Source organism: Bradyrhizobium sp. HKCCYLRH3073, assembly GCF_051167995.1.
Taxonomy (GTDB): domain Bacteria; phylum Pseudomonadota; class Alphaproteobacteria; order Rhizobiales; family Xanthobacteraceae; genus Bradyrhizobium.
In genome coordinates this window covers 39,490-57,710 of sequence record NZ_JBNPUD010000001.1, presented here as the reverse complement: position 1 = coordinate 57,710, position 18,221 = coordinate 39,490, and the positions used below count along the sequence as shown (strand labels likewise).

At 65.7% G+C, this 18,221-nt stretch carries 18 protein-coding genes; 9 read left to right on the top strand and 9 right to left on the bottom strand.

The annotated features are described in order from the left end of the window. The first annotated feature begins 33 nt into the window (after positions 1-33). From ACQR1X_RS00250 to ACQR1X_RS00240, 3 genes are read left to right on the top strand one after another with little or no spacing between them, the layout of a single operon-like run. Complete coding sequence (locus tag ACQR1X_RS00250; protein ID WP_315804357.1) at positions 34-1,155, top strand: efflux RND transporter periplasmic adaptor subunit; 1,122 nt, start codon at positions 34-36, stop codon at positions 1,153-1,155. Further along, a complete protein-coding gene (locus ACQR1X_RS00245) occupies positions 1,156-4,230 on the top strand; it encodes an efflux RND transporter permease subunit (protein WP_316238361.1) in 3,075 nt (1,024 codons plus the stop codon). Further along, on the top strand, positions 4,227-4,538 hold the full coding sequence (locus tag ACQR1X_RS00240; protein ID WP_315804523.1) for a DUF3240 family protein: 312 nt from the start codon (positions 4,227-4,229) through the stop codon (positions 4,536-4,538). The genes ACQR1X_RS00245 and ACQR1X_RS00240 overlap by 4 nt, the downstream gene beginning before the upstream one ends. Positions 4,539-4,631: 93 nt before the next feature. On the opposite strand, the gene bfr is transcribed toward ACQR1X_RS00240, so the two are convergent. Together bfr and ACQR1X_RS00230 are read right to left on the bottom strand one after the other, a co-directional pair. Continuing rightward, positions 4,632-5,117, bottom strand: coding sequence for a bacterioferritin (gene bfr, locus ACQR1X_RS00235; protein ID WP_315717837.1), 486 nt, complete (start codon positions 5,115-5,117; stop codon positions 4,632-4,634). Between the two features lie 120 nt (positions 5,118-5,237). Further along, positions 5,238-5,522 carry a (2Fe-2S)-binding protein gene (locus ACQR1X_RS00230; protein ID WP_434898117.1) on the bottom strand — a complete coding sequence of 95 codons (285 nt, stop codon included), beginning with the start codon at positions 5,520-5,522 and terminating at the stop codon, positions 5,238-5,240. A 626-nt stretch (positions 5,523-6,148) separates the two neighbouring features. Between ACQR1X_RS00230 and ACQR1X_RS00225 the strand changes: the two genes are divergently transcribed. Then, entirely contained in the window at positions 6,149-6,469 is a 321-nt protein-coding gene (locus tag ACQR1X_RS00225; protein ID WP_434892900.1) for a hypothetical protein, read from the top strand. Between the two features lie 215 nt (positions 6,470-6,684). Then, positions 6,685-6,966 carry a hypothetical protein gene (locus ACQR1X_RS00220; protein WP_434887321.1) on the top strand — a complete coding sequence of 94 codons (282 nt, stop codon included), beginning with the start codon at positions 6,685-6,687 and terminating at the stop codon, positions 6,964-6,966. Between the two features lie 83 nt (positions 6,967-7,049). On the opposite strand, the gene ACQR1X_RS00215 is transcribed toward ACQR1X_RS00220, so the two are convergent. The 3 genes from ACQR1X_RS00215 to ettA form a co-directional block, all read right to left on the bottom strand. Next, on the bottom strand, positions 7,050-8,297 hold the full coding sequence (locus tag ACQR1X_RS00215) for a lytic murein transglycosylase (RefSeq protein WP_434892899.1): 1,248 nt from the start codon (positions 8,295-8,297) through the stop codon (positions 7,050-7,052). Positions 8,298-8,369: 72 nt separating this feature from the next. Beyond that, entirely contained in the window at positions 8,370-8,951 is a 582-nt protein-coding gene (locus ACQR1X_RS00210; RefSeq protein WP_315804517.1) for a TIGR00645 family protein, read from the bottom strand. Positions 8,952-9,096: 145 nt separating this feature from the next. Further along, positions 9,097-10,746, bottom strand: coding sequence for an energy-dependent translational throttle protein EttA (gene ettA, locus ACQR1X_RS00205; RefSeq protein WP_315804535.1), 1,650 nt, complete (start codon positions 10,744-10,746; stop codon positions 9,097-9,099). A 304-nt stretch (positions 10,747-11,050) separates the two neighbouring features. Between ettA and ACQR1X_RS00200 the strand changes: the two genes are divergently transcribed. Together ACQR1X_RS00200 and ACQR1X_RS00195 are read left to right on the top strand one after the other, a co-directional pair. Further along, positions 11,051-11,269, top strand: coding sequence for a hypothetical protein (locus ACQR1X_RS00200; RefSeq protein WP_315804516.1), 219 nt, complete (start codon positions 11,051-11,053; stop codon positions 11,267-11,269). 124 nt (positions 11,270-11,393) lie between these two features. Beyond that, a complete protein-coding gene (locus ACQR1X_RS00195; RefSeq protein ID WP_434892898.1) occupies positions 11,394-12,356 on the top strand; it encodes a D-2-hydroxyacid dehydrogenase family protein in 963 nt (320 codons plus the stop codon). 80 nt (positions 12,357-12,436) lie between these two features. On the opposite strand, the gene ACQR1X_RS00190 is transcribed toward ACQR1X_RS00195, so the two are convergent. Next, positions 12,437-13,663, bottom strand: coding sequence for a L,D-transpeptidase family protein (locus ACQR1X_RS00190; protein ID WP_316177822.1), 1,227 nt, complete (start codon positions 13,661-13,663; stop codon positions 12,437-12,439). 293 nt (positions 13,664-13,956) lie between these two features. On the opposite strand from ACQR1X_RS00190, the gene ACQR1X_RS00185 reads away from it, so the two are divergent. Continuing rightward, on the top strand, positions 13,957-15,030 hold the full coding sequence (locus ACQR1X_RS00185) for a hypothetical protein (protein WP_434898116.1): 1,074 nt from the start codon (positions 13,957-13,959) through the stop codon (positions 15,028-15,030). A 13-nt stretch (positions 15,031-15,043) separates the two neighbouring features. Here the strand turns inward: ACQR1X_RS00185 and sseA are convergent, their stop codons facing one another. The 3 genes from sseA to ACQR1X_RS00170 all read right to left on the bottom strand — a co-directional run bounded on the left by sseA (position 15,044) and on the right by ACQR1X_RS00170 (position 17,785). Continuing rightward, entirely contained in the window at positions 15,044-15,901 is an 858-nt protein-coding gene (gene sseA / locus ACQR1X_RS00180) for a 3-mercaptopyruvate sulfurtransferase (RefSeq protein WP_315804512.1), read from the bottom strand. Between the two features lie 111 nt (positions 15,902-16,012). After that, positions 16,013-16,426: a rhodanese-like domain-containing protein gene (locus ACQR1X_RS00175; protein ID WP_315804511.1), complete on the bottom strand. Its 414-nt coding sequence runs from the start codon at positions 16,424-16,426 to the stop codon at positions 16,013-16,015. A 183-nt stretch (positions 16,427-16,609) separates the two neighbouring features. Further along, on the bottom strand, positions 16,610-17,785 hold the full coding sequence (locus ACQR1X_RS00170; protein WP_315804510.1) for a vWA domain-containing protein: 1,176 nt from the start codon (positions 17,783-17,785) through the stop codon (positions 16,610-16,612). A 115-nt stretch (positions 17,786-17,900) separates the two neighbouring features. On the opposite strand from ACQR1X_RS00170, the gene ACQR1X_RS00165 reads away from it, so the two are divergent. Beyond that, entirely contained in the window at positions 17,901-18,146 is a 246-nt protein-coding gene (locus tag ACQR1X_RS00165) for a GlsB/YeaQ/YmgE family stress response membrane protein (protein WP_315717851.1), read from the top strand. Positions 18,147-18,221: the final 75 nt, after the last annotated feature.

The following is an 18,221-nucleotide window of genomic DNA, read 5'->3' as shown; positions in this document are numbered from 1 at the left end:
TGTCATGCATGCACCTGAAGATACCTAGTCGAGATGCCCAAGCGATTCCTCCACCGGTCTGCGGCCCGTCTGTGCCGCGCAGCTCTCGCGCTGGCTCTCGTCGTCGGGCCTTGCGCCGCGTCAGGCGATGATGAGCTGAAGCTCACGCCGAGCCAGGCGCAGAACCTCGGCGTGCGCGTGACGCATCCGATCTCCAGCCGGATGGACAGGACGCTGCCTTATCCCGCGCAGATCGTCATTCCCACGCCTCAGCTATGGGTCGTCAGCGCGCCGGTCGCGGGGATGATCACCAACCTCGCCGTCGCCCGCGGCGATCGCGTGGCCGTCGGACAGCCGCTGCTTACGTTGGAAAGTCCGAGCTTCGTCTCACTGCAGCGCGACTACCTGCATGCGCTGGCCCAGGAGGGCCTCGCGGCTCAGCAACTGAAGCGCAACGCCGACCTGTTCGAAGGCAAGGCCATCCCGCAACGCGTGCTGGAGTCGAGCCAGGCGGAAGCGCGCCAGGCCAGCATCGTCGTCGCCGAACGCCGGCAGATGCTGCACATCAGCGGTCTGTCCGACGAGGCGATCTCCCGGCTTAGCAGCGATGCGGCGATCAGCGCCACGCTTACCGTCACCGCGCCGCGTGCTGCGTCGGTGGTCGAGATCGCGGTATCGCCGGGCCAGCGCCTGGAGCAGGCCGCGTCCCTGGTGAAGCTCGCGCGGCTGTCGCCGCTCTGGGCCGAGATCGCGATTCCCGCGACCAACATCGGCGCGATCAAGACGGGCGCCAAGGTCGACATCGAAGGCTATGCGACACCGGGCCAGGTCATCCTGGTGTCCGAGACCACGGATGCCGCCACGCAGACCATTCTCGTCCGCGCCGAGATTCCCAACAATGGCGAGCTGCATTCCGGACAGATGGCGGCCGCTCGCATCGGCTTCATCTCGGCAGGCGAAAGCGCATGGGAGATTCCCTATAGCGGCCTCGTCCGTCGCGGCGAGCAGACCTCGGTGTTCGTCGCCACGGAAGGCGGTTTCCGGCTCGTCCCCGTGACGCTGCTCGCGGAGGATCAGGATCACGTCGTCATCGCCGGCCCCCTCACGGACAAGGACGAGATCGCCATCGGCGGCATCTCGGCGCTGCGCGGCATCCTCTCGCGACTGGGGCAGTAGATGCTGCAGCGGCTGGTCGCATTCGCGCTGTCGCAGCGGCTCTTCGTCATCCTGAGCACGCTGCTGGTGATCGGCGCGGGCGCTGTCGTCCTGCCGAGCCTGCCGATCGATGCCTTTCCGGACGTCTCGCCGGTCCAGGTGAAGATCATCATGAAGGCCCCCGGCCTGACGCCGGAAGAGGTCGAGCAGCGCATCACGGTCCCGATCGAGCTGGAGCTGCTCGGATTGCCGAACAAGAAGATCCTGCGCTCGGCGACCAAATATGCGCTGGCCGACATCACCGTCGACTTCGAGGACGGCACCGACATCTACTGGGCCCGCAATCAGGTGTCGGAGCGCCTCTCCAACATTTCGCGCGACTTCCCCGAGGGCGTGAGCGGCGGCCTTGCGCCGATCACCAGTCCGCTGGGCGAGATGTTCATGTTCACGATCGACAGTCCGGATCTGTCGCTGGCCGAGCGCCGGACCTTGCTCGACTGGGTCATCCGCCCGGCCCTGCGCACGGTGCCCGGGGTTGCCGACGTCAACGCGCTCGGCGGCTATGTTCGCGCCTTCGAAATCGTGCCGCGAAACGATGCGCTGGCGGCGCGCGGCATCTCGTCCGAGCTGTTTCGCAAGGCCATCGAGGCCAACAGCCGCAACGACGGTGCCGGGCGGGTCAACCAGGGCGAGGACAGCGCGCTGGTCCGCATCGAGGGCAGCATCCGCGGCATCGACGACATCCGCGCGATCATCGTCGACACCCGCGACGGAATCCCGATCCGGGTCAGCGACGTCGCGCGGGTCAAGATCGGCGCCCTCACCCGCTATGGCGCCGTCACGAAAGACGGCAAGGGCGAGACGGTCGAGGGGCTCGTGCTCGGCTTGCGCGGCGCCAACGCCGGACAATTGGTGCGCGACGTTCGGGCCCGGCTGGATGAGCTGAAGCCGTCGCTGCCGAGCAGCGTCACCATCAACGTGTTCTACGACCGCAGCCGGCTGGTCAACCGCGCCGTCGGCACGGTGGTCCGGGCGCTGGGCGAAGCCACGGTGCTCGTCGTCGTGCTGCTGCTGCTGTTCCTCGGCAATTGGCGCGCCTCGCTGGTGATTGCGCTCAGCCTGCCGCTCGCGATCGTAATGGCGCTGATCGTGATGCGGGCTGTCGGCATGTCCGCCAACCTGATGAGTCTCGGCGGCCTTGCGATCGCAATCGGCATGCTGATCGACGCGCTGGTCGTGGTGGTCGAGAACATCGTCGGCAATCTCGCCAAGCACGATCACGCAAGCACCACGCCGCTGATCCACATCGTCTACCGCTCCGTCTGCGAGGTCCTGCAGCCGGTCGCCTCGGGCGTCCTGATCATCATCATCGTGTTCGTTCCGCTGCTGACCTTGCAGGGGCTGGAGGGCAAGCTCTTCATTCCGGTCGCGCTGGCGATCATCTTCGCCCTGGCCGCGTCGCTGCTGCTGGCGCTGACGGTGCTTCCGGTCGCAACATCCTTCGTGCTCACATCCGCGTCGCATGACGATCCATTGCTGATCCGCGCAGCGCAGCGCGTCTATGCACCCGCGCTCGACTGGGCGCTCGGGAACGAGCGCAAGGTGATCATAGCGGCGCTGGTCGGCCTCGTTGCCGCAGGATATGGCTACACCCAGCTGGGCAAGACCTTCATGCCGACGATGGACGAAGGCGACGTCATCGTCAGCGTGGAGACGCTGCCGTCCGTCAATCTCGACGAGTCCCTCGCCATCAATGCCCGGCTGCAGGCGGCCCTGATGAAGGTGCCCGACGTCGCCGGCATCATCGCGCGCACCGGCTCCGACGAGCTCGGGCTCGATCCGATGGGCCCCAATCAGACCGACACGTTCCTGGTGCTCAAGCCGGCGGACCAGAGGCAGACCAGCGATCGGGATGCCCTGCTCGAGAAGCTTCGCGAGGTCCTGACCGGCTTTCCCGGCGTCTCGCTCAGCTTCACGCAGCCGATCGACATGCGCGTGCAGGAGATGATCAGCGGCGTGCGCGGCGACGTCGCGGTGAAGATCTTCGGCCCGGACATCACCAAGCTCAACGAGATCGCAGCCAAGCTGTCGGCGATCATGTCCGACATCGACGGCGCCCAGGACGTCTACACGACGCTCAACGAAGGCGCGCAGTACTACACGATCGCCGTCAACCGCATGGAGGCGGGCCGCCTCGGGCTCACGGTGGACTCGATCTCGGCCTCCCTGCGCACGCAGATCGAAGGCCGGACGATCGGCACCGCGCTCGAGGAGGGACGCCGGACGCCGATCCTGGTCCGCGGCAGCGAGGCCACGCGGCAGGCGCCCACGATGCTGGCGGCATTGCCGCTGACGCTTGCGTCCGGCCAGCATGTCGCACTCTCTCAGGTCGCACGCATCCAGCGCGTCGACGGCCCGGTGAAGATCGACCGGGAGGACGGCAACCGCATGAGCGTGGTTCGCAGCAATGTCCGCGGCCGCGACATGGTCGGCTTCGTCCAGGCGGCCCAGCAAAGGGTCGCAACCGAGCTGCCGCTGCCGTCCGGCTATCGGCTGACATGGGGCGGGCAGTTCGAGAACCAGCAGCGTGCGGCCGCGCGTCTGTCCGTCGTGGTGCCGGTCGCGATCGGCTTGATCTTCGTGCTGCTCTTCACCACGTTCGGCTCGGTGCGCCAGGCCCTGCTCGTCCTCGTCAACATTCCCTTTGCGCTGATCGGCGGCGTGTTCGCGCTGGTCTTGAGTGGCGAGTACCTGTCCGTCCCGGCCTCGGTCGGCTTCATCGCCCTGCTCGGAATCGCCGTGCTCAACGGTGTCGTGTTGGTGTCTCACTTCAACCAGTTGCGCGCTCACGGGGTCCCCGAGCAGCGCATCGTGGTCGAAGGCGCCAAGCGCAGGCTGCGGCCTGTGCTGATGACGGCGAGCATCACGGCGCTGGGATTGATCCCGCTGCTGTTTGCATCGGGGCCCGGATCGGAGGTCCAGCGTCCGCTCGCGATCGTCGTGATCGGCGGCCTGCTGTCGTCCACGCTGCTGACGCTGATCTTGTTGCCGATCCTGTATCGCCGCTACGGCGCCGCTGCGAAGGAAGCGACATGAGCAGCCAAGCCGTCTGCCTGACCCTGATCGTGCCGGATGCGCTTCACAGCGAGGTGCTCGACCATCTGAGCGAGCAGACCGATCTCGTGACGGGCTTCACCGCCTCGGAAGCGGCCGGACACGGCGCGCGCGTCCGGCTGCGGAGCGCCGCAGAGCGGGTGAAAGGACATGCCGACGAGGTCGTCGTGCGGATCGTGTTGCCGGAAGAGGATCTCGAGCGGCTACTGGAGCGGCTCAGGAGCGCGTTTGCGGGAACGCAGCTCGTCTATTGGGTCGTGCCCGTCACCGCCTTCGGCATCATCCAGTAGGCACGCCCGAGGTCGAAGGCGGTCGATTCAAGGCTTGAAACACCAGCCCTGAATCGCCCCGTTCCGAAGCGGACTGCCCCCTCGCCGCCGCCGTCAGTGCTCGCTCTCAAGGCCGCCGACGTGCTTCTGCGTGTAGAGCTCGAGCCCGATGCGGTTGATGAGGTCGAGCTGGGTCTCGAGGAAATCGATGTGATGCTCCTCGTCCTTCATCAGTTGCTCGAAAAGGTCGCGCGACACGTAGTCCTTGACGCCGTGGCAATAGGTGGCGGCCTCCTGATACAGCGTCCGCGCACCGATCTCGGCGGCGAGATCGCATTCGATGATCTCCTTGACGTTCTGGCCGATGCGCAGCGGATCGAGCACCTGCATGTTGGGGAAGCCGTCGAGGAAGAGAATGCGGTCGGTGAACTTGTCGGCGTGCTCCATCTCCTCGATGGATTCCTTGCGCCAGACCTTCGCCATGTCGAGAAGGCCCCAATTGTTCAACAGGCGATAGTGCAGCCAATATTGGTTGATGGCAGTCAGCTCGCTGCGCAATCCCTTGTTGAGATATTCGATGACCTTGGGGTCGCCCTGCATGGATAAGCTCCGAAAAAGTTAGAGGCCGCAGGCGCTCAATAACAGGTTCGAAGTGCGGAGACGACCCCCGTTCATGTGCATTTTTCGGGCGGAGAACGACGCGACCGAGTGCAATGCCTGTCAGCAGGCAGCGAGCGCGAAACGGCTCTGAAGGTCGTCATCGATCGCCTTCGCCGGCGTCGTCCCATTATGGTGGCCGTGCTGACAGCCGGCCTGGCAGGCGCGGGCACAGGGACCCAGCGCCTCGTCGATGATCGTCTTGATCGTGCGCGCACAGCGGCCGCATTCCGCGCTGCAACCCAGGCAGCCGTAGACCTGCTTGGGGTTCCGCGGCAGTTCGTCCGCAGACTTTACCGCGTTGCGGATGTCGTGATCGCTGATGATGTTGCAGGAACAAACAATCATGAGAAACCGGCCAGTCGTACTTGGTCAGGTATCGATAGTCATCCGCAGCTACCCGCGCAAAGGGAAAACGGCGCTTTTGAAGCTATTCCAATTTCCCGATCAATCTAGAATGCCTCCAACTATACGAGCTTGCCGCAGATCAAAGTTGCCGCCGAATATGGGCGGGCGGCGATCAAGCCGCTGCAACTCAGTCGCCCCCACCACCGTCCCCTCCACCACCGTCGCCACTGTCACCTCCGCCGTCGATCGGGTTTCCCATCACGTCCGACGAGGTATTGGAAAACCAACTTGCGACACCGCTCCCCTGACTGGAGCTGGACGCCCCATCGGAATCGACGCTGGTGCTGTCCGCGGACGAGCGGCGGTGGTGGGGCCGGCGGCCGGCGCGAACCAGCAGCGCGTAGCAGGCGGCCGAGGTCAATCCGATGGCCACGACGATCGTCATCCCGGGGGTCATGCCTGCTCCTGACCGGCGGCGATTTTTGTGCAATGCAGCATTGAACGTATCCCGGAGATGGGTCGTCCAATGGGACGCGCCCGTTCATTGATCATTCAAGCGGGATGTGTGAACCTGCCGTATCGCCTGATGCGCGATCCGCCGACCTGGAGTGAGAGAGGTTAAGGTCATGAAGAAGACTCTTGCGGCCCTGGCCGCCGTCGCGACGCTGTCGACCGCAGCGCTGGCCCCTGCTCCCGCCGAAGCGCGCGGTGGTCGTGTCGCTGCCGGTGTCGCTGCCGGCCTGCTCGGGGGCGCCCTCATCGGTGGCGCCATCGCCGCAGGCGGCAATCCCTATTACTATGGGCCCGGATATTCTTACGGACCCGGCTACTCCTATTACGGCGGGCCTGCCTACGTCGCCGATCCTGGCTACGCCTGCTATTGGCAGCGCCAGCGCTTCTGGGACGGCTATGGCTGGCGGATTCGCCGCGTCCGCGTTTGCGAGTGATCGTTCACCTTCATTAATTCCATGACCTTGCACCGGAATTTCGAGAACGGCGGCCTGCGCGGCCATAAAAAACCGTTTTCCCGTCGCATCAGGTCGGACAGAGTTTACGAAGGGTTGACGGATTGTCGTGTTTTCTCACGATGCTGACGGCCCCAGATCGTGCGTGAATCACTAACCTGGTGCCCGCGAGGGTGCCTTCCAGGAGATCTCGGAACATGAAGAAGATCCTGACCGCAGTGCTTGCGGTTGCGACCATCGCCGGTTCGTTGAGCGTGACGGCACCGGCCGCCAAGGCTGGCGACGTGGGTGCCGGCGTTGCTGCCGGCCTGATCGGCGGCGCCCTCCTCGGCGGCGCAATCGCGTCCAGCCGCCCGGCCTATGGCGGTCCGGTCTACGTCGAAGGCCCTCCGCCGGGCCCGCCGCCCTGCGTGTGGCGCCGTGAGCGCTATTGGGACGGTTACGGCTGGGTGTCCCGCCCGGTTCGCGTCTGCTACTGATCCTGACGACGCGTCGCTTCGCAGCAAGCCCGGCCCAGCGGCCGGGCTTTTTGCTGCCCGGGTCATCCGCGGAATCCGCTCGATCAGCGCGCAGCGTTGATCGCCTGCAGCACCGCCTCGCTCGGCCAGCAGTCGACCTTCAGCCCTGCCTTCTTCTGAAATGCGCCGAGCGCGGCACGGGTCTGCATGCCGGCCTTGCCGTCCAGCTTGTCGCCGTAGAGACCGAGCCGCGTCAGGCCCTTCTGCATCGCTTCGACGTCCTTGCTTCGAAGCTGCTTCGACGCCGCCCACGGCGTCGCGAACGGGGCCGGATTCGTCATGCGGTCCGCGAGATGACCGACGAACAAGACGTAGAGATCGGAGAAATTGTATTCCTTGATGACGAAGTAGTTCGCCGTCGTCAGGAACGCCGGACCATAGATGCCCTCGGGCTGTAGCAGCGACGCCGGCTGCTGCTGCTCGGCAGCGCTGAGGCGCTGGCCATGCACCGGCATGAAGCCCGCGCGCAGCCATTCGCCGATCGGCTTCTTCACCTCCGGCACGCCGATCGCGCAGTCGACATTCGCCGGCGGCTTGACCTCGTAGGCCCAGCGCACGCCGCGCTGCCAGCCCTTGTTCGCAAGCTGCAGCGCCGCCGAGCCCAGCGCGTCCGGCACCGAATGCCAGAGATCGATCTTGCCATCGCCATCGAGATCGACACCGTGCTTGTAGTACTCCGACGGCAGGAACTGAGTAAGCCCGACCGCTCCGCCCCATGACGCCCTGAGATCGCGGCGCGACACCACGCCGTCGCTCAGCATCTTCAGCGCCATGATGAATTCGGTGCGGTACTGGTCTTTGCGGCGGCCGACATAGGCCTGCGTCGCCAGCACCCGAAGCGCGTCATAGGGCAGCGCGTAACGGCCAAAATCGGTCTCCCGGCCCCAGATGGCGAGCACGACAGGTCCCGGAACGCCGAAGCGGCGCTCGATCTCGGCGAGCGCGGGACGATATTGCTGGATCAGCTTCTGGCCATACGCGGCGAGCCGCGCGATCGAGGCTTCCTTGATGTAGTCGGCCGGGACCTGCACGAACTCGGCCTGCGCCGGCGCTCCGGTCGCGGGCCGGCCGGGCAGCAGCAGGTCGGGAAGCTTGTAGTCGGGCTCGAGCTCGCGCGTCTCGGCATCGAACGTCGCGCGCGAAACGCCCTGCTCCTTGGCCTCGGGCCAGAGCGAAGCCACGAATTGCGTGAAGTCGCCGTCGGCGGCGCTCGCCTGGCCATCGCCGAGGATGCAGAGCGCCACACCAATCAGGACGAGCCTGCGCAAACCGAAGAGCAACTGCCGAGCCATGCAATAGGGTTAGCATGGCTCGCGGCGCTTGTGAACGTCAGCAGGCCATGCGCCGGAACTCGACTCTTCCGCTCAATGCCCCGCCGCCTGCTTCGCCTCCTCGATCGCGGCATTCGACAATTTGTCGACGACGGCGATTCCGATGGCGGAGAGAATGAAGACCGTGTGAATGATGGTCTGCCACATCACGCCGGTCTCGGTGTAGTTCGACTTGCCTGACGACAGCGCGCCGGCTTCGATGAAGGTGCGCAGCAGATGGATCGACGAGATGCCGATGATCGCCATGGCGAGCTTGATCTTCAGCACGCTGGCATTGACGTGGCTGAGCCATTCCGGCTCGTCCGGATGGCCCTGCAGATTGAGCCGCGACACGAAGGTCTCGTAGCCGCCGACGATCACCATCACGAGCAGGTTCGAGATCATGACCACGTCGATCAGGCCGAGCACCGCGAGCATGATCTGCTGCTCTGAGAAATCGAAGGCGTGGGCGAACAGGTGCCAGAGCTCTTTGAGGAAGAGCACGACATAGACGCCCTGCGCGATGATCAGCCCGACATAGAGCGGCAGCTGCAGCCAGCGCGAGCCGAAGATCAGCATGGGTATGGGGCGCAGCGCTCCGCCCTTGGAGGACAGGGTCGCGTCGGGGGAAGACATGATGGGATTTTCTCGCGGCTGGATGGGATTGCGGAACGACTATCTACGCAATCACGTCGCACATGGAAGCGACAACTGGCCGCAGCCTGGGCGCGACGCTTTGTCCCGGAACGAAGACAGCGTCGCGCCTCGCGATGTCCTGAGATCAGCGCGTCAGCTTCTTGTACTTGACCCGGTGCGGGATCACGCTGTCCTGGCCGAGACGGCGCATCTTGTCCTTCTCGTAGTCCTGGAAATTGCCTTCGAACCATTCGACGTGGCTGTCGCCCTCGAAGGCCAGCATGTGGGTCGCGATACGGTCGAGGAACCAGCGGTCGTGGCTGATGATGACGGCGCAGCCGGCGAAATCCTCCAAGGCCTCTTCGAGGGCGCGCAAGGTGTCGACGTCGAGATCGTTGGTCGGCTCGTCGAGCAGCAGCACGTTGGCGCCCGACTTCAGCATCTTGGCGAGATGCACGCGATTGCGCTCACCGCCCGAGAGTGCCCCGACCTTCTTCTGCTGGTCGGCGCCCTTGAAGTTGAACGCCGAGCAATAGCCGCGCGAGTTGACTTCCTTCTTGCCGAGCAGGATCAGCTCGTTGCCGCCGGAGATCTCCTCCCATACCGTCTTGTTGCCGTCGAGAGCGTCGCGCGACTGGTCGACATAGCCGAGATGCACGGTCTCACCGATGGTGATGGTGCCGGCATCCGGCTTCTCTTGTCCCGTGATCATGCGGAACAACGTGGTCTTGCCGGCGCCGTTCGGACCGATCACGCCGACGATGCCGCCCGGCGGCAGTTTGAAGGTGAGGTTGTCGATCAGCACGCGATCGCCGAAGCTCTTGGACAGCCCGTCGAAATCGACCACATTCTGTCCGAGCCGCTCGGCGACGGGAATGATGATCTGCGCGGTCTGGGTCTGCTTCTCGCTGGCCTTCTTGAGCAGCTCCTCATAGCGCTGGTAGCGCGCCTTGGACTTCGCCTGGCGGGCCTTCGGCGACGCCGCGATCCACTCCTGCTCACGCGCCAAAGTGCGCTGATGCGCGGCATCCTCGCGGCCCTCCTGCTCCAGCCGCTTCTGCTTCTGCTGCAGCCAGGACGAATAGTTGCCCTCGTAGGGGATGCCCCTGCCGCGATCGAGCTCCAGGATCCAGCTGGTGACGTTGTCGAGGAAGTAGCGATCGTGGGTCACGATCAGGATCGCGCCCGGATAATTGCGCAGGTGACCTTCGAGCCAGGACACCGATTCAGCGTCGAGATGGTTGGTCGGTTCGTCGAGCAGCAGCAGCTCGGGCTGGTCGAGCAGCAGCTTGCACAAGGCGACGCGGCGACGCTCGCCGCCGGACAGCTTGGTGACGTCGGCATCGTCGGGCGGACAGCGCAGCGCATCCATCGCCTGGTCGACCTTGCTGTCGAGATCCCAAAGGCCCTGCGCCTCGATCTCGTCCTGCAGCTTGGTCATCTCGTCGGCGGTCTCTTCCGAGTAGTTCATCGCCAGCTCGTTGTAGCGATCGAGGATCGCCTTCTGCTTGCCGACGCCGAGCATGACGTTCTCGCGCACCGTGAGCTTCGGATCGAGCTGCGGCTCCTGCTCGAGATAGCCGACGCGGGCACCCTCGGCCACCCAGGCCTCGCCGGTATAGTCCTTGTCGATGCCGGCCATGATCTTGAGCAGGGTCGATTTGCCCGAGCCGTTGACGCCGAGCACACCGATCTTGGCGTCCGGATAGAACGACAGGTGAATGTTATCGAGCACCTTGCGGGTCGGGTAGGTCTTGGACAGACCCTGCATGAAGTAGACGAACTGGCGCGCCATCGCGTGTCCCTTGAAGCCTGCCGGAATTTTCGGAAAATGGTTGCCGCTGATGTAACCGCGCGGTCCCCAAAGGGCAACCGGCGAGCCGGTCTCGGCCGGAACAAATGCCGGGAGAATCCCGGTCAAACTTCGCGCCGGCCCGGCCTGCCGTCCACGGACGATTACGGGTCCGGCACCTTGTGTGCGGCCGATCACGACAATTGCAACCATCTTTTAATTAATTCGGCGGGACACTCGGTCTCGGCCCGCAAGACCCGCGTGCCCAAGCGGCAAAAGCCGCGACCGACAACAGCGAGAGCCCGTCATGGCAGCCTTCACGTCAGCCTCCCTGCCCGCTTCGGCGGCACACCGCAAAGACCGATCCGGGATCGCGGACGACATCCGCGGCTTCTGGCGCGAATTCGTCGCGCGCGCCTTCAACCCGTACCGGCCAGAATTGCACTACATGCGCGGCCCCGGCCCCGCCTGGCGCGCCAAGTACGGCCATGACGCCGCGTTCCGGCTGAAGTCCCGCCTCGATTGACGTCGCCTGGGTCCGCGTAAGAGCGTCACGATGCCTTGCGCAACCAGCCCGTTGCGCGCAAGCATGGCTCCATTCCTGACGGCATTCACCATTGCCGCCGTCCCCCGATGAATGGACCCTGCCGATGACACGGCTGCGCTGTGCGATCCTCGACGACTATTACGATACAGCCCTCTCATTAGCCGACTGGCCCCGGCTGGCCGACAGGGTGGATGTGACGGCCTTCACACAGCCGTTCGGCAACGAGGAAGCGGCCGCCAGCGGGCTCGCCGATGCCGACATCATCTGCGCGATGCGCGAGCGGACGCCATTGCCCCGCTCCCTGATCGAGCGATTGCCGAAGCTGAAGCTCCTGGTCACCTCGGGCATGCGCAACGCCGCCATCGACATGGAGGCCGCCAAGGCACGCAGCGTCGTCGTCTGCGGCACGCAATATGGCCGTGACCCCACCGCACCGCTCACCATGGGCCTGATCCTGGAGCTGACGCGCAGGATCGGCCAGGAGAACGCGCGCATGCACGCCGGGGAGCCCTGGCAGGCGCTGGGCGGCGTGGAGATCGAGGGCAAGACGCTGGGCGTAATCGGGCTGGGCAAGCTCGGCACCAAGGTCGCAGAGCTCGGCAAGGCGTTCGGCATGAACGTGATCGCCTGGAGTCCCAATTTGACGCCCGAACGCTGCGAGGCGGCGGGAGTAGGCTACGCGACCAAGGAGAAGCTGTTCACCGCCGCCGATGTCATCACCGTCCACGTCGTGCTCAGCGATCGCTCACGCGGGCTGGTGGGCGCGGCCGACATCGCGCGCATGAAGCCGACCGCCTATCTCGTCAACACCTCGCGCGCGCCGATCGTCGACGAGGCCGCGCTGCTGCAGGCGCTCCGCGACCAGCGCATTGCCGGTGCCGGGCTCGACGTGTTCTCGGTGGAACCGCTGCCGGTCACCCATCCGCTGCGCGGGCTCGGCAACGTCGTGCTCACACCACATCTCGGCTACGTCACCGAGGAGAGTTTTCGCGCCCATTACGGCCAGATGGTCGATTGCATCGCCACCTGGCTCGCAGGGGCCGAGCCGCCGCGCCGGCTGGCTTAAAAGCAGACGAGAGCGGCCCTCACAGCAAAACACCCTCCGAGGAGGGTGTTTTCAACGTGATCAGCTCGCACGCGCCCGCCTCAGCGGATCGTCACCGGCGGCGGCAGCGGCTGCATGTTGGCGGGCTGGCCAGCCGCCGGCACGGTCGCCTGGGCCTGGACGGGCGCCTGGGCCGGGGCCGCGGCAGCAGCCATGTTCTTGCTGGAACCTGGAGGCGCACCGCCCGGCATCACGACCACACGGGTGCCGACCTTGACCCGGTCGAACAGGTCGGCGACGTCGTCGTTCAGCATGCCGATGCAGCCCGACGACACGAACTTGCCAATCGTCGACGGCTGGTTGGTGCCGTGGATGCGGTACACGGTCGAGCCGAGATACATCGCGCGGGCACCGAGCGGATTGCCGGGACCGCCGGCCATGAAGCGCGGCAGATAGGGCTGCCGCTCGATCATCTCGCTCGGCGGATACCAGTCCGGCCACTCGGTCTTCTTGGTGATCTTCTGCACGCCGGTCCAGGTGAAGCCTTCGCGGCCGACACGGACGCCGTAGCGCATCGCCCGGCCGTTGCCGAGCACCAGATAGAGGTAGGTGTTGGGCGTATCGACGACGATCGTTCCCGGCGGCTCCTTGGTGACGAAGTCGACCTCCTGGCGGCGCAGGTTCGGCGGCAGCGGCGCCGGCGCCGCATCGGGTTGTTCCTCGGGCGGCAGAGCTGCCACCGTCATCGGCCGATCTCCGGCGGCCGGGGCCTGTGCCGCGCCCGCGACGGCCGGAGCGCCACCGACGGCGCCGGGCGGCCGCGGCGCGCCTGCGTCGCCACCGGGCGCGCTGGCGCCACCATAGGCCTGCTGGCTGGAGGCAGGACGATCACCGTAGATTACCGGGGGCGGACCAGCCGGGCGGCCATAGCGCGGATCATCCGGGGACATCACCGGGCCGGTCGGAGCGGCTCCGTAGACCGTCGCACCGGCCGGACGTCCATAACGAGGATCGTCGGGAGAAAGGATGGGACCGGTCGGAGCCGCAGCACCATAAACCGGCGCATTGGCTGGACGACCGTAGCGCGGATCGTCCGGCGAGATCACCGGGCCGGGCGGCGGCAACGCCGCGGAATTGCCAGGCGCATTCTCATCGTCGAGCGCGTCAAAATCCTGCCCCTGGCCGCGCGCATCGGCCGGGTAAGGCGTCGGCGCCGGTGAGTACGCTCCAGGCGCGGTCTGATAGACCTGCTGTGCCTCGGCAAACGAAGTTGCCGTCACGCCCGCTGCCGCGACCGCGCAAACCGTCAGGATTTGTCTGATCATCATCGCCCTTGCAGTATCCCCAAGCCGCCGATTGGGACCTTTGCTGTGCCAGATGGCCGAAGATAGCGGCGCATTCAAGACAATTCCGGCCTGAGCGGCCCGACTTCGGCAATTTGTGATCATGTCTCCGTCGTTGCACGGAAGTCTCACGCCGCCGAAAAAGTGCGGCGGAGCCCCCGCAGGCCCCATGGATGCCGTGATTTGCCGAGCGGGCGGGAACACTTCCGGTATTCTGACCTGAGCCTGATTCGCGATGCACGGCAGAAGCCGGCCTCGTCGCGAACGCGGCATTCCCTGTGATCACCGCGTTCCCTACTGGCTCTAAGGTCTCGGCAGTCACGCTGCCGTGGCGAGAGTTACCGTCAATGCTTCCCGGCTTTCGTTTTCTGGTCGCCGCGATCGTCTGTTCCATCTCTCTCACCATCTTCGGCATGGGCGCTGCGGCCCTGTTGCGCGCGGCCCACGAGCAGTTCGTCAGCAACGCGTCCTGGCGCACGACTCAGGCCTCCGGCTTCACCACGTTCCTGCCGCCGGCCGAACCCACGCCGGTGCTCGCGGTGCTGCGGGTGGATTCGATTCCGACACCGCCGGTGACGCCGCCGCCGGTCGTGGCCGATGCTCCCCCGGCAGCGTCCGAGCCGCCGAGCGCGCCGTCGACGGCGGCGCCGGCCGCGGAGACGCCCGAGGCGACGCCCGTTGCGGTGGCCACCGATGTGCCTACGCCCTCGCTGCCGGCGGAGACGGTCGACACGTCCCGCACCTCCGCCATCGTCGAGACCGCGTCCGCGACGAACGACCGGTTCGAGAGCACCAAACCGGAGCGCCCCATTCCGGACACGACCGCTTCGATCGTCGTTCCGGTCGAAAAAGTCTCCGACAGGCCGAGCATGGACAGTTCGCCCGCGACTGCAGCCCCGCCCCCGCCCCAGGCGTCGACCGAAGCTGCGGCCGCCGTGGTCTCACCGCCGCCGCCGGCTCCTCAGATTCTCGCCAGCGCCGATCCGATGATGACGACCGCAGCCGCCGCCGCGCCCGTTCCGGCGGTGCTCGACCCGATCGCGGCCAAGCTCGCCGCGCTGGCCGAGCAGCCGGCTCATCAAGAGCGGCCCGCGGCCGGCGAGCATCGTGCCTCGGTGAAGGTCGCGAGCGTTCAGTTGCGCCGGAGCATCCTCAAGAAGCGCCAGGCCCGCGAGAAGCAGGTTGCAGCGCGCCGCGCCAAGCAGCGGCGCATCGCCCAGCGCGTCAGGGCGGCGCGGCAGGCAGCGGCCCAACTGCAGCAACAGACCGCGTTCCCCGATCCATTCGGACAGCAGCCATTTGGTCAACCGCAGGCGGCCGTCCAGCAGGCTGCCGGGCCGCGCACGCGGTAGGCGGAGCTAGCGATCAGGCCGGCCCGGTCGCAACCGGCGGACCGTTCTCGACGCCCCATTCCGACCACGAGCCGTCGTAGAGCGCGGTGTCGCGGATGCCGAGACGATAGAGCGCCAGCGTCAGCACCGCCGCCGACACCCCGGAGCCGCAGGAGGTGACGATCGGCCTGGCGAGATCGACGCCAGCGGCGCCGAACGCCTTACGTAGCTCGTCTAGCGGCTTCATCACGCCGGTCGCCGCGTCGAACAGCTCCGCATAGGGCAGATTGCGGCTGCCGGGGATATGGCCGGATCGGAGACCGGGCCGCGGCTCGGCGACCTCGCCCGCGAAGCGCGGCGCCTGCCGCGCATCGATCACCTGCTCGGCATTGCCGGCGAGATTGGCAACCATCTGCTCGATCCGGCGCACGCGCGCGGCATCGAACGTCGCGCTGAACGTGCCAAGCGCCGGCGTGACCTGCCCGCTCTCGACCCGGCGCCCCTCCGCCATCCACTTCTTCAGCCCGCCGTCGAGCACGCGCACATCCGTGTGGCCGAACGACAGGAACATCCACCAGGCGCGCGGCGCGGCGACCCAGCCGCCGGAATCATAGACCACCACCGTATCGCCATTGCTGACGCCGAGCCGGCCGGCGTCGCGGCCGAACTGCGCGGCGCTCGGATACATGTGCGGCAGCGGATTGGAATGGTCGGAGACCTCGTCGACGTCGAAAAACACGGCGCCGGGGATGTGCGCCTTCAGGTAATCGTCCTTCGGCAGCGGCAGCACACCCGGCATCTTGAAGGTCGCGTCGAGCACCTTCACCTTGGGATCGCCCAGATGCGCAGCGAGCCAGTCGGTGGAGACGAGAGGGTCGTCGTGGATGGTCATGCGCAAAAGCTCCGGGCTTCACATTCGATCGTCATCGCCGGACTTGATCCGGCGATCCACCTTGTCGAAGCGATGGACACGCGGGTCAAGCCCGCGTGCGACGGGCAGCGATCAATCCTTCTTCTTCGGCGCCCAGGCCTCGACCGGCCCGCCGCAGTCGCGCCACGCCGCGAAACCGCCACCGATATGGGCGACCGGCTTCAGGCCCATGTCCTGCGCGGTCTTGGCCGCGAGCGCCGAGCGCAGGCCGCCGGCGCAATGAAAGATGAACGTCTTGTCCTGCTGAAAGACCGGCTTGGCATAGGGGCTCTGCGGGTCGATCCAGAACTCCAGCATGCCGCGGGTGCACGAGAACGCGCCGGGAATCCTGCCCTCACGCTCGATCTCTCGGGGGTCCCTGATATCGACGATCACGACATCGTCGCGCTTCGCCGCCGCGATCGCCTCAGCCGCCGAGAGCGTCTCGATCTCGGCATTGGCTTCATCGAGCAGCGCCTTGATCCCGCGCGTGATGGTCTGGGGCATGTCTTCTTCCTTCGTCTTTTCCAGCCGCCGAGCGGCGGCGTTTCGCGTCTACATTCCGGGGTCGTCCGTCAGGACCGAACCCGGAATCCAGAGCCGATCGCACAAGCTCGATATTCCGGATTTGGTCGCTATCGCGACCGCCCGCAACGACGGCCTTGCATCGCGCGCCGCAGAACGAGCGCCTTACCTCACCAGCTCCTTCATCGCCGCTTCCAATCCCTCGATCGTGATCGGATACATGCGCTCGGAGAAGATGCGGCGAATGATGGTGGTGGACTCCGAATAGTCCCAATGCTTCTGCGCCACCGGATTGAGCCACACCGCGTGGGGATAGGTGCGGATGACGCGGTCGAGCCACACTGACCCCGGCTCCTCGTTGACGTGCTCGACCGAACCGCCGGGCACCATGATCTCATAAGGCGACATCGAGGCGTCGCCGACGAACACGACCTTGTAGTCGTGCGGGTACTTGTGCAGCACGTCCCAGGTCGGCGTGCGGTCGGTGAAGCGGCGCTTGTTCTGCTTCCACACGCCCTCATAGAGGCAGTTGTGGAAGTAGAAATATTCCATGTGCTTGAATTCGCTCTTGGCGGCCGAGAACAGCTCCTCGACCTGGGCGATGTGCGAATCCATCGAGCCGCCGATGTCGAAGAACACCAGCACCTTCACCGCATTGCGCCGCTCGGGCCGCATGTGCACGTCGAGATAGCCGTGATTGGCGGTCTCGCGGATCGTGGTGTCCAGATCGAGCTCGTCCGGCGCGCCGGTGCGGGCGAACTTGCGCAAGCGGCGCAGCGCCACCTTGATGTTGCGGATGCCGAGCTCGACATTGCCGTCGAGATCCTTGAACTCGCGCCGGTCCCACACCTTCACGGCGCGGTTGTTGCGGTTCTTCTCCTGGCCGATGCGGACGCCTTCGGGGTTGTAGCCATAGGCGCCGAACGGCGACGTGCCCGCCGTGCCGATCCACTTGTTGCCGCCCTGGTGACGGCCCTTCTGCTCTTCCAGGCGCTTCTTCAAGGTCTCCATGAGCTTGTCCCAGCCCATGGCCTCGATCTCTTTCTTCTCTTCCTCGGTGAGGTATTTCTCGGCCAGCTTCCTCAGCCATTCCTCGGGGATTTCGGCCTTCTCCATCGCGTCGAGCAGGCTCTCCAGCCCCTTGAACACGGAGCCGAACACGCGATCGAACTTGTCGAGATTGCGTTCGTCCTTTACCAGCGCGGTGCGCGACAGATAGTAGAAATTCTCGACCGAGTGCTCGGCGAGGTCGGCGTCGACAGCCTCCATCAGCGTGAGATATTCACGCAAGGAGACCGGGACCTGCGCGTCGCGCAGTGCTGTAAAGAATTGCAGGAACATACCCATTAGATCGCGCGGCTGGGAGGGCACGTCAAGGGCCGCTCCCCGCCCCGCGCTGGACCCGCCGGCATTTTGCTCTACAATCCCTGGAACAACAGGCGGAATGGGGGCTTTCATGGGTATCATTGCAGCACTGATCATCGGCGCCGTCGCGGGCTGGCTGGCGGGGCTGATCGTGCGCGGCGCAGGTTTCGGCCTGATCGGCAACATGGTCATCGGCATCATCGGCGCGCTGGTCGCAAGCTACGTGCTGCCGGCGCTGCACATTGCGCTTGCCAGCGGCACGCTGGGGGCGATCCTGGACGCCACGATCGGCGCCGTCATCGTGCTCGTGATCCTCTCATTGATCAGGCGCGCTTGATTATTTCTGCTTCCGATGGCAGCCATTATCTCAAAGCCGCAGCGGCGTTGCCGCTGCGTAGCCACTCAACACAAG

Excerpts from the sequence above, each read along its gene's own strand:
- ACQR1X_RS00230 (WP_434898117.1), bottom strand. The coding sequence starts at position 5,522 with ATGATTGTTTGTTCCTGCAACATCATCAGCGATCACGACATCCGCAAC.
- ACQR1X_RS00170 (WP_315804510.1), bottom strand. The coding sequence starts at position 17,785 with ATGTTCCTGCAATTCTTTACAGCACTGCGCGACGCGCAGGTCCCGGTC.
- ACQR1X_RS00190 (WP_316177822.1), bottom strand. The coding sequence starts at position 13,663 with ATGATGATCAGACAAATCCTGACGGTTTGCGCGGTCGCGGCAGCGGGC.
- ACQR1X_RS00240 (WP_315804523.1), top strand. The coding sequence starts at position 4,227 with ATGAGCAGCCAAGCCGTCTGCCTGACCCTGATCGTGCCGGATGCGCTT.
- ACQR1X_RS00210 (WP_315804517.1), bottom strand. The coding sequence starts at position 8,951 with ATGTCTTCCCCCGACGCGACCCTGTCCTCCAAGGGCGGAGCGCTGCGC.
- ACQR1X_RS00200 (WP_315804516.1), top strand. The coding sequence starts at position 11,051 with ATGGCAGCCTTCACGTCAGCCTCCCTGCCCGCTTCGGCGGCACACCGC.
- ACQR1X_RS00195 (WP_434892898.1), top strand. The coding sequence starts at position 11,394 with ATGACACGGCTGCGCTGTGCGATCCTCGACGACTATTACGATACAGCC.
- ACQR1X_RS00220 (WP_434887321.1), top strand. The coding sequence starts at position 6,685 with ATGAAGAAGATCCTGACCGCAGTGCTTGCGGTTGCGACCATCGCCGGT.
- ACQR1X_RS00250 (WP_315804357.1), top strand. The coding sequence starts at position 34 with ATGCCCAAGCGATTCCTCCACCGGTCTGCGGCCCGTCTGTGCCGCGCA.
- bfr (WP_315717837.1), bottom strand. The coding sequence starts at position 5,117 with ATGCAGGGCGACCCCAAGGTCATCGAATATCTCAACAAGGGATTGCGC.
- ettA (WP_315804535.1), bottom strand. The coding sequence starts at position 10,746 with ATGGCGCGCCAGTTCGTCTACTTCATGCAGGGTCTGTCCAAGACCTAC.
- ACQR1X_RS00175 (WP_315804511.1), bottom strand. The coding sequence starts at position 16,426 with ATGCCCCAGACCATCACGCGCGGGATCAAGGCGCTGCTCGATGAAGCC.
- ACQR1X_RS00245 (WP_316238361.1), top strand. The coding sequence starts at position 1,156 with ATGCTGCAGCGGCTGGTCGCATTCGCGCTGTCGCAGCGGCTCTTCGTC.
- sseA (WP_315804512.1), bottom strand. The coding sequence starts at position 15,901 with ATGACCATCCACGACGACCCTCTCGTCTCCACCGACTGGCTCGCTGCG.
- ACQR1X_RS00225 (WP_434892900.1), top strand. The coding sequence starts at position 6,149 with ATGAAGAAGACTCTTGCGGCCCTGGCCGCCGTCGCGACGCTGTCGACC.
- ACQR1X_RS00165 (WP_315717851.1), top strand. The coding sequence starts at position 17,901 with ATGGGTATCATTGCAGCACTGATCATCGGCGCCGTCGCGGGCTGGCTG.
- ACQR1X_RS00215 (WP_434892899.1), bottom strand. The coding sequence starts at position 8,297 with ATGGCTCGGCAGTTGCTCTTCGGTTTGCGCAGGCTCGTCCTGATTGGT.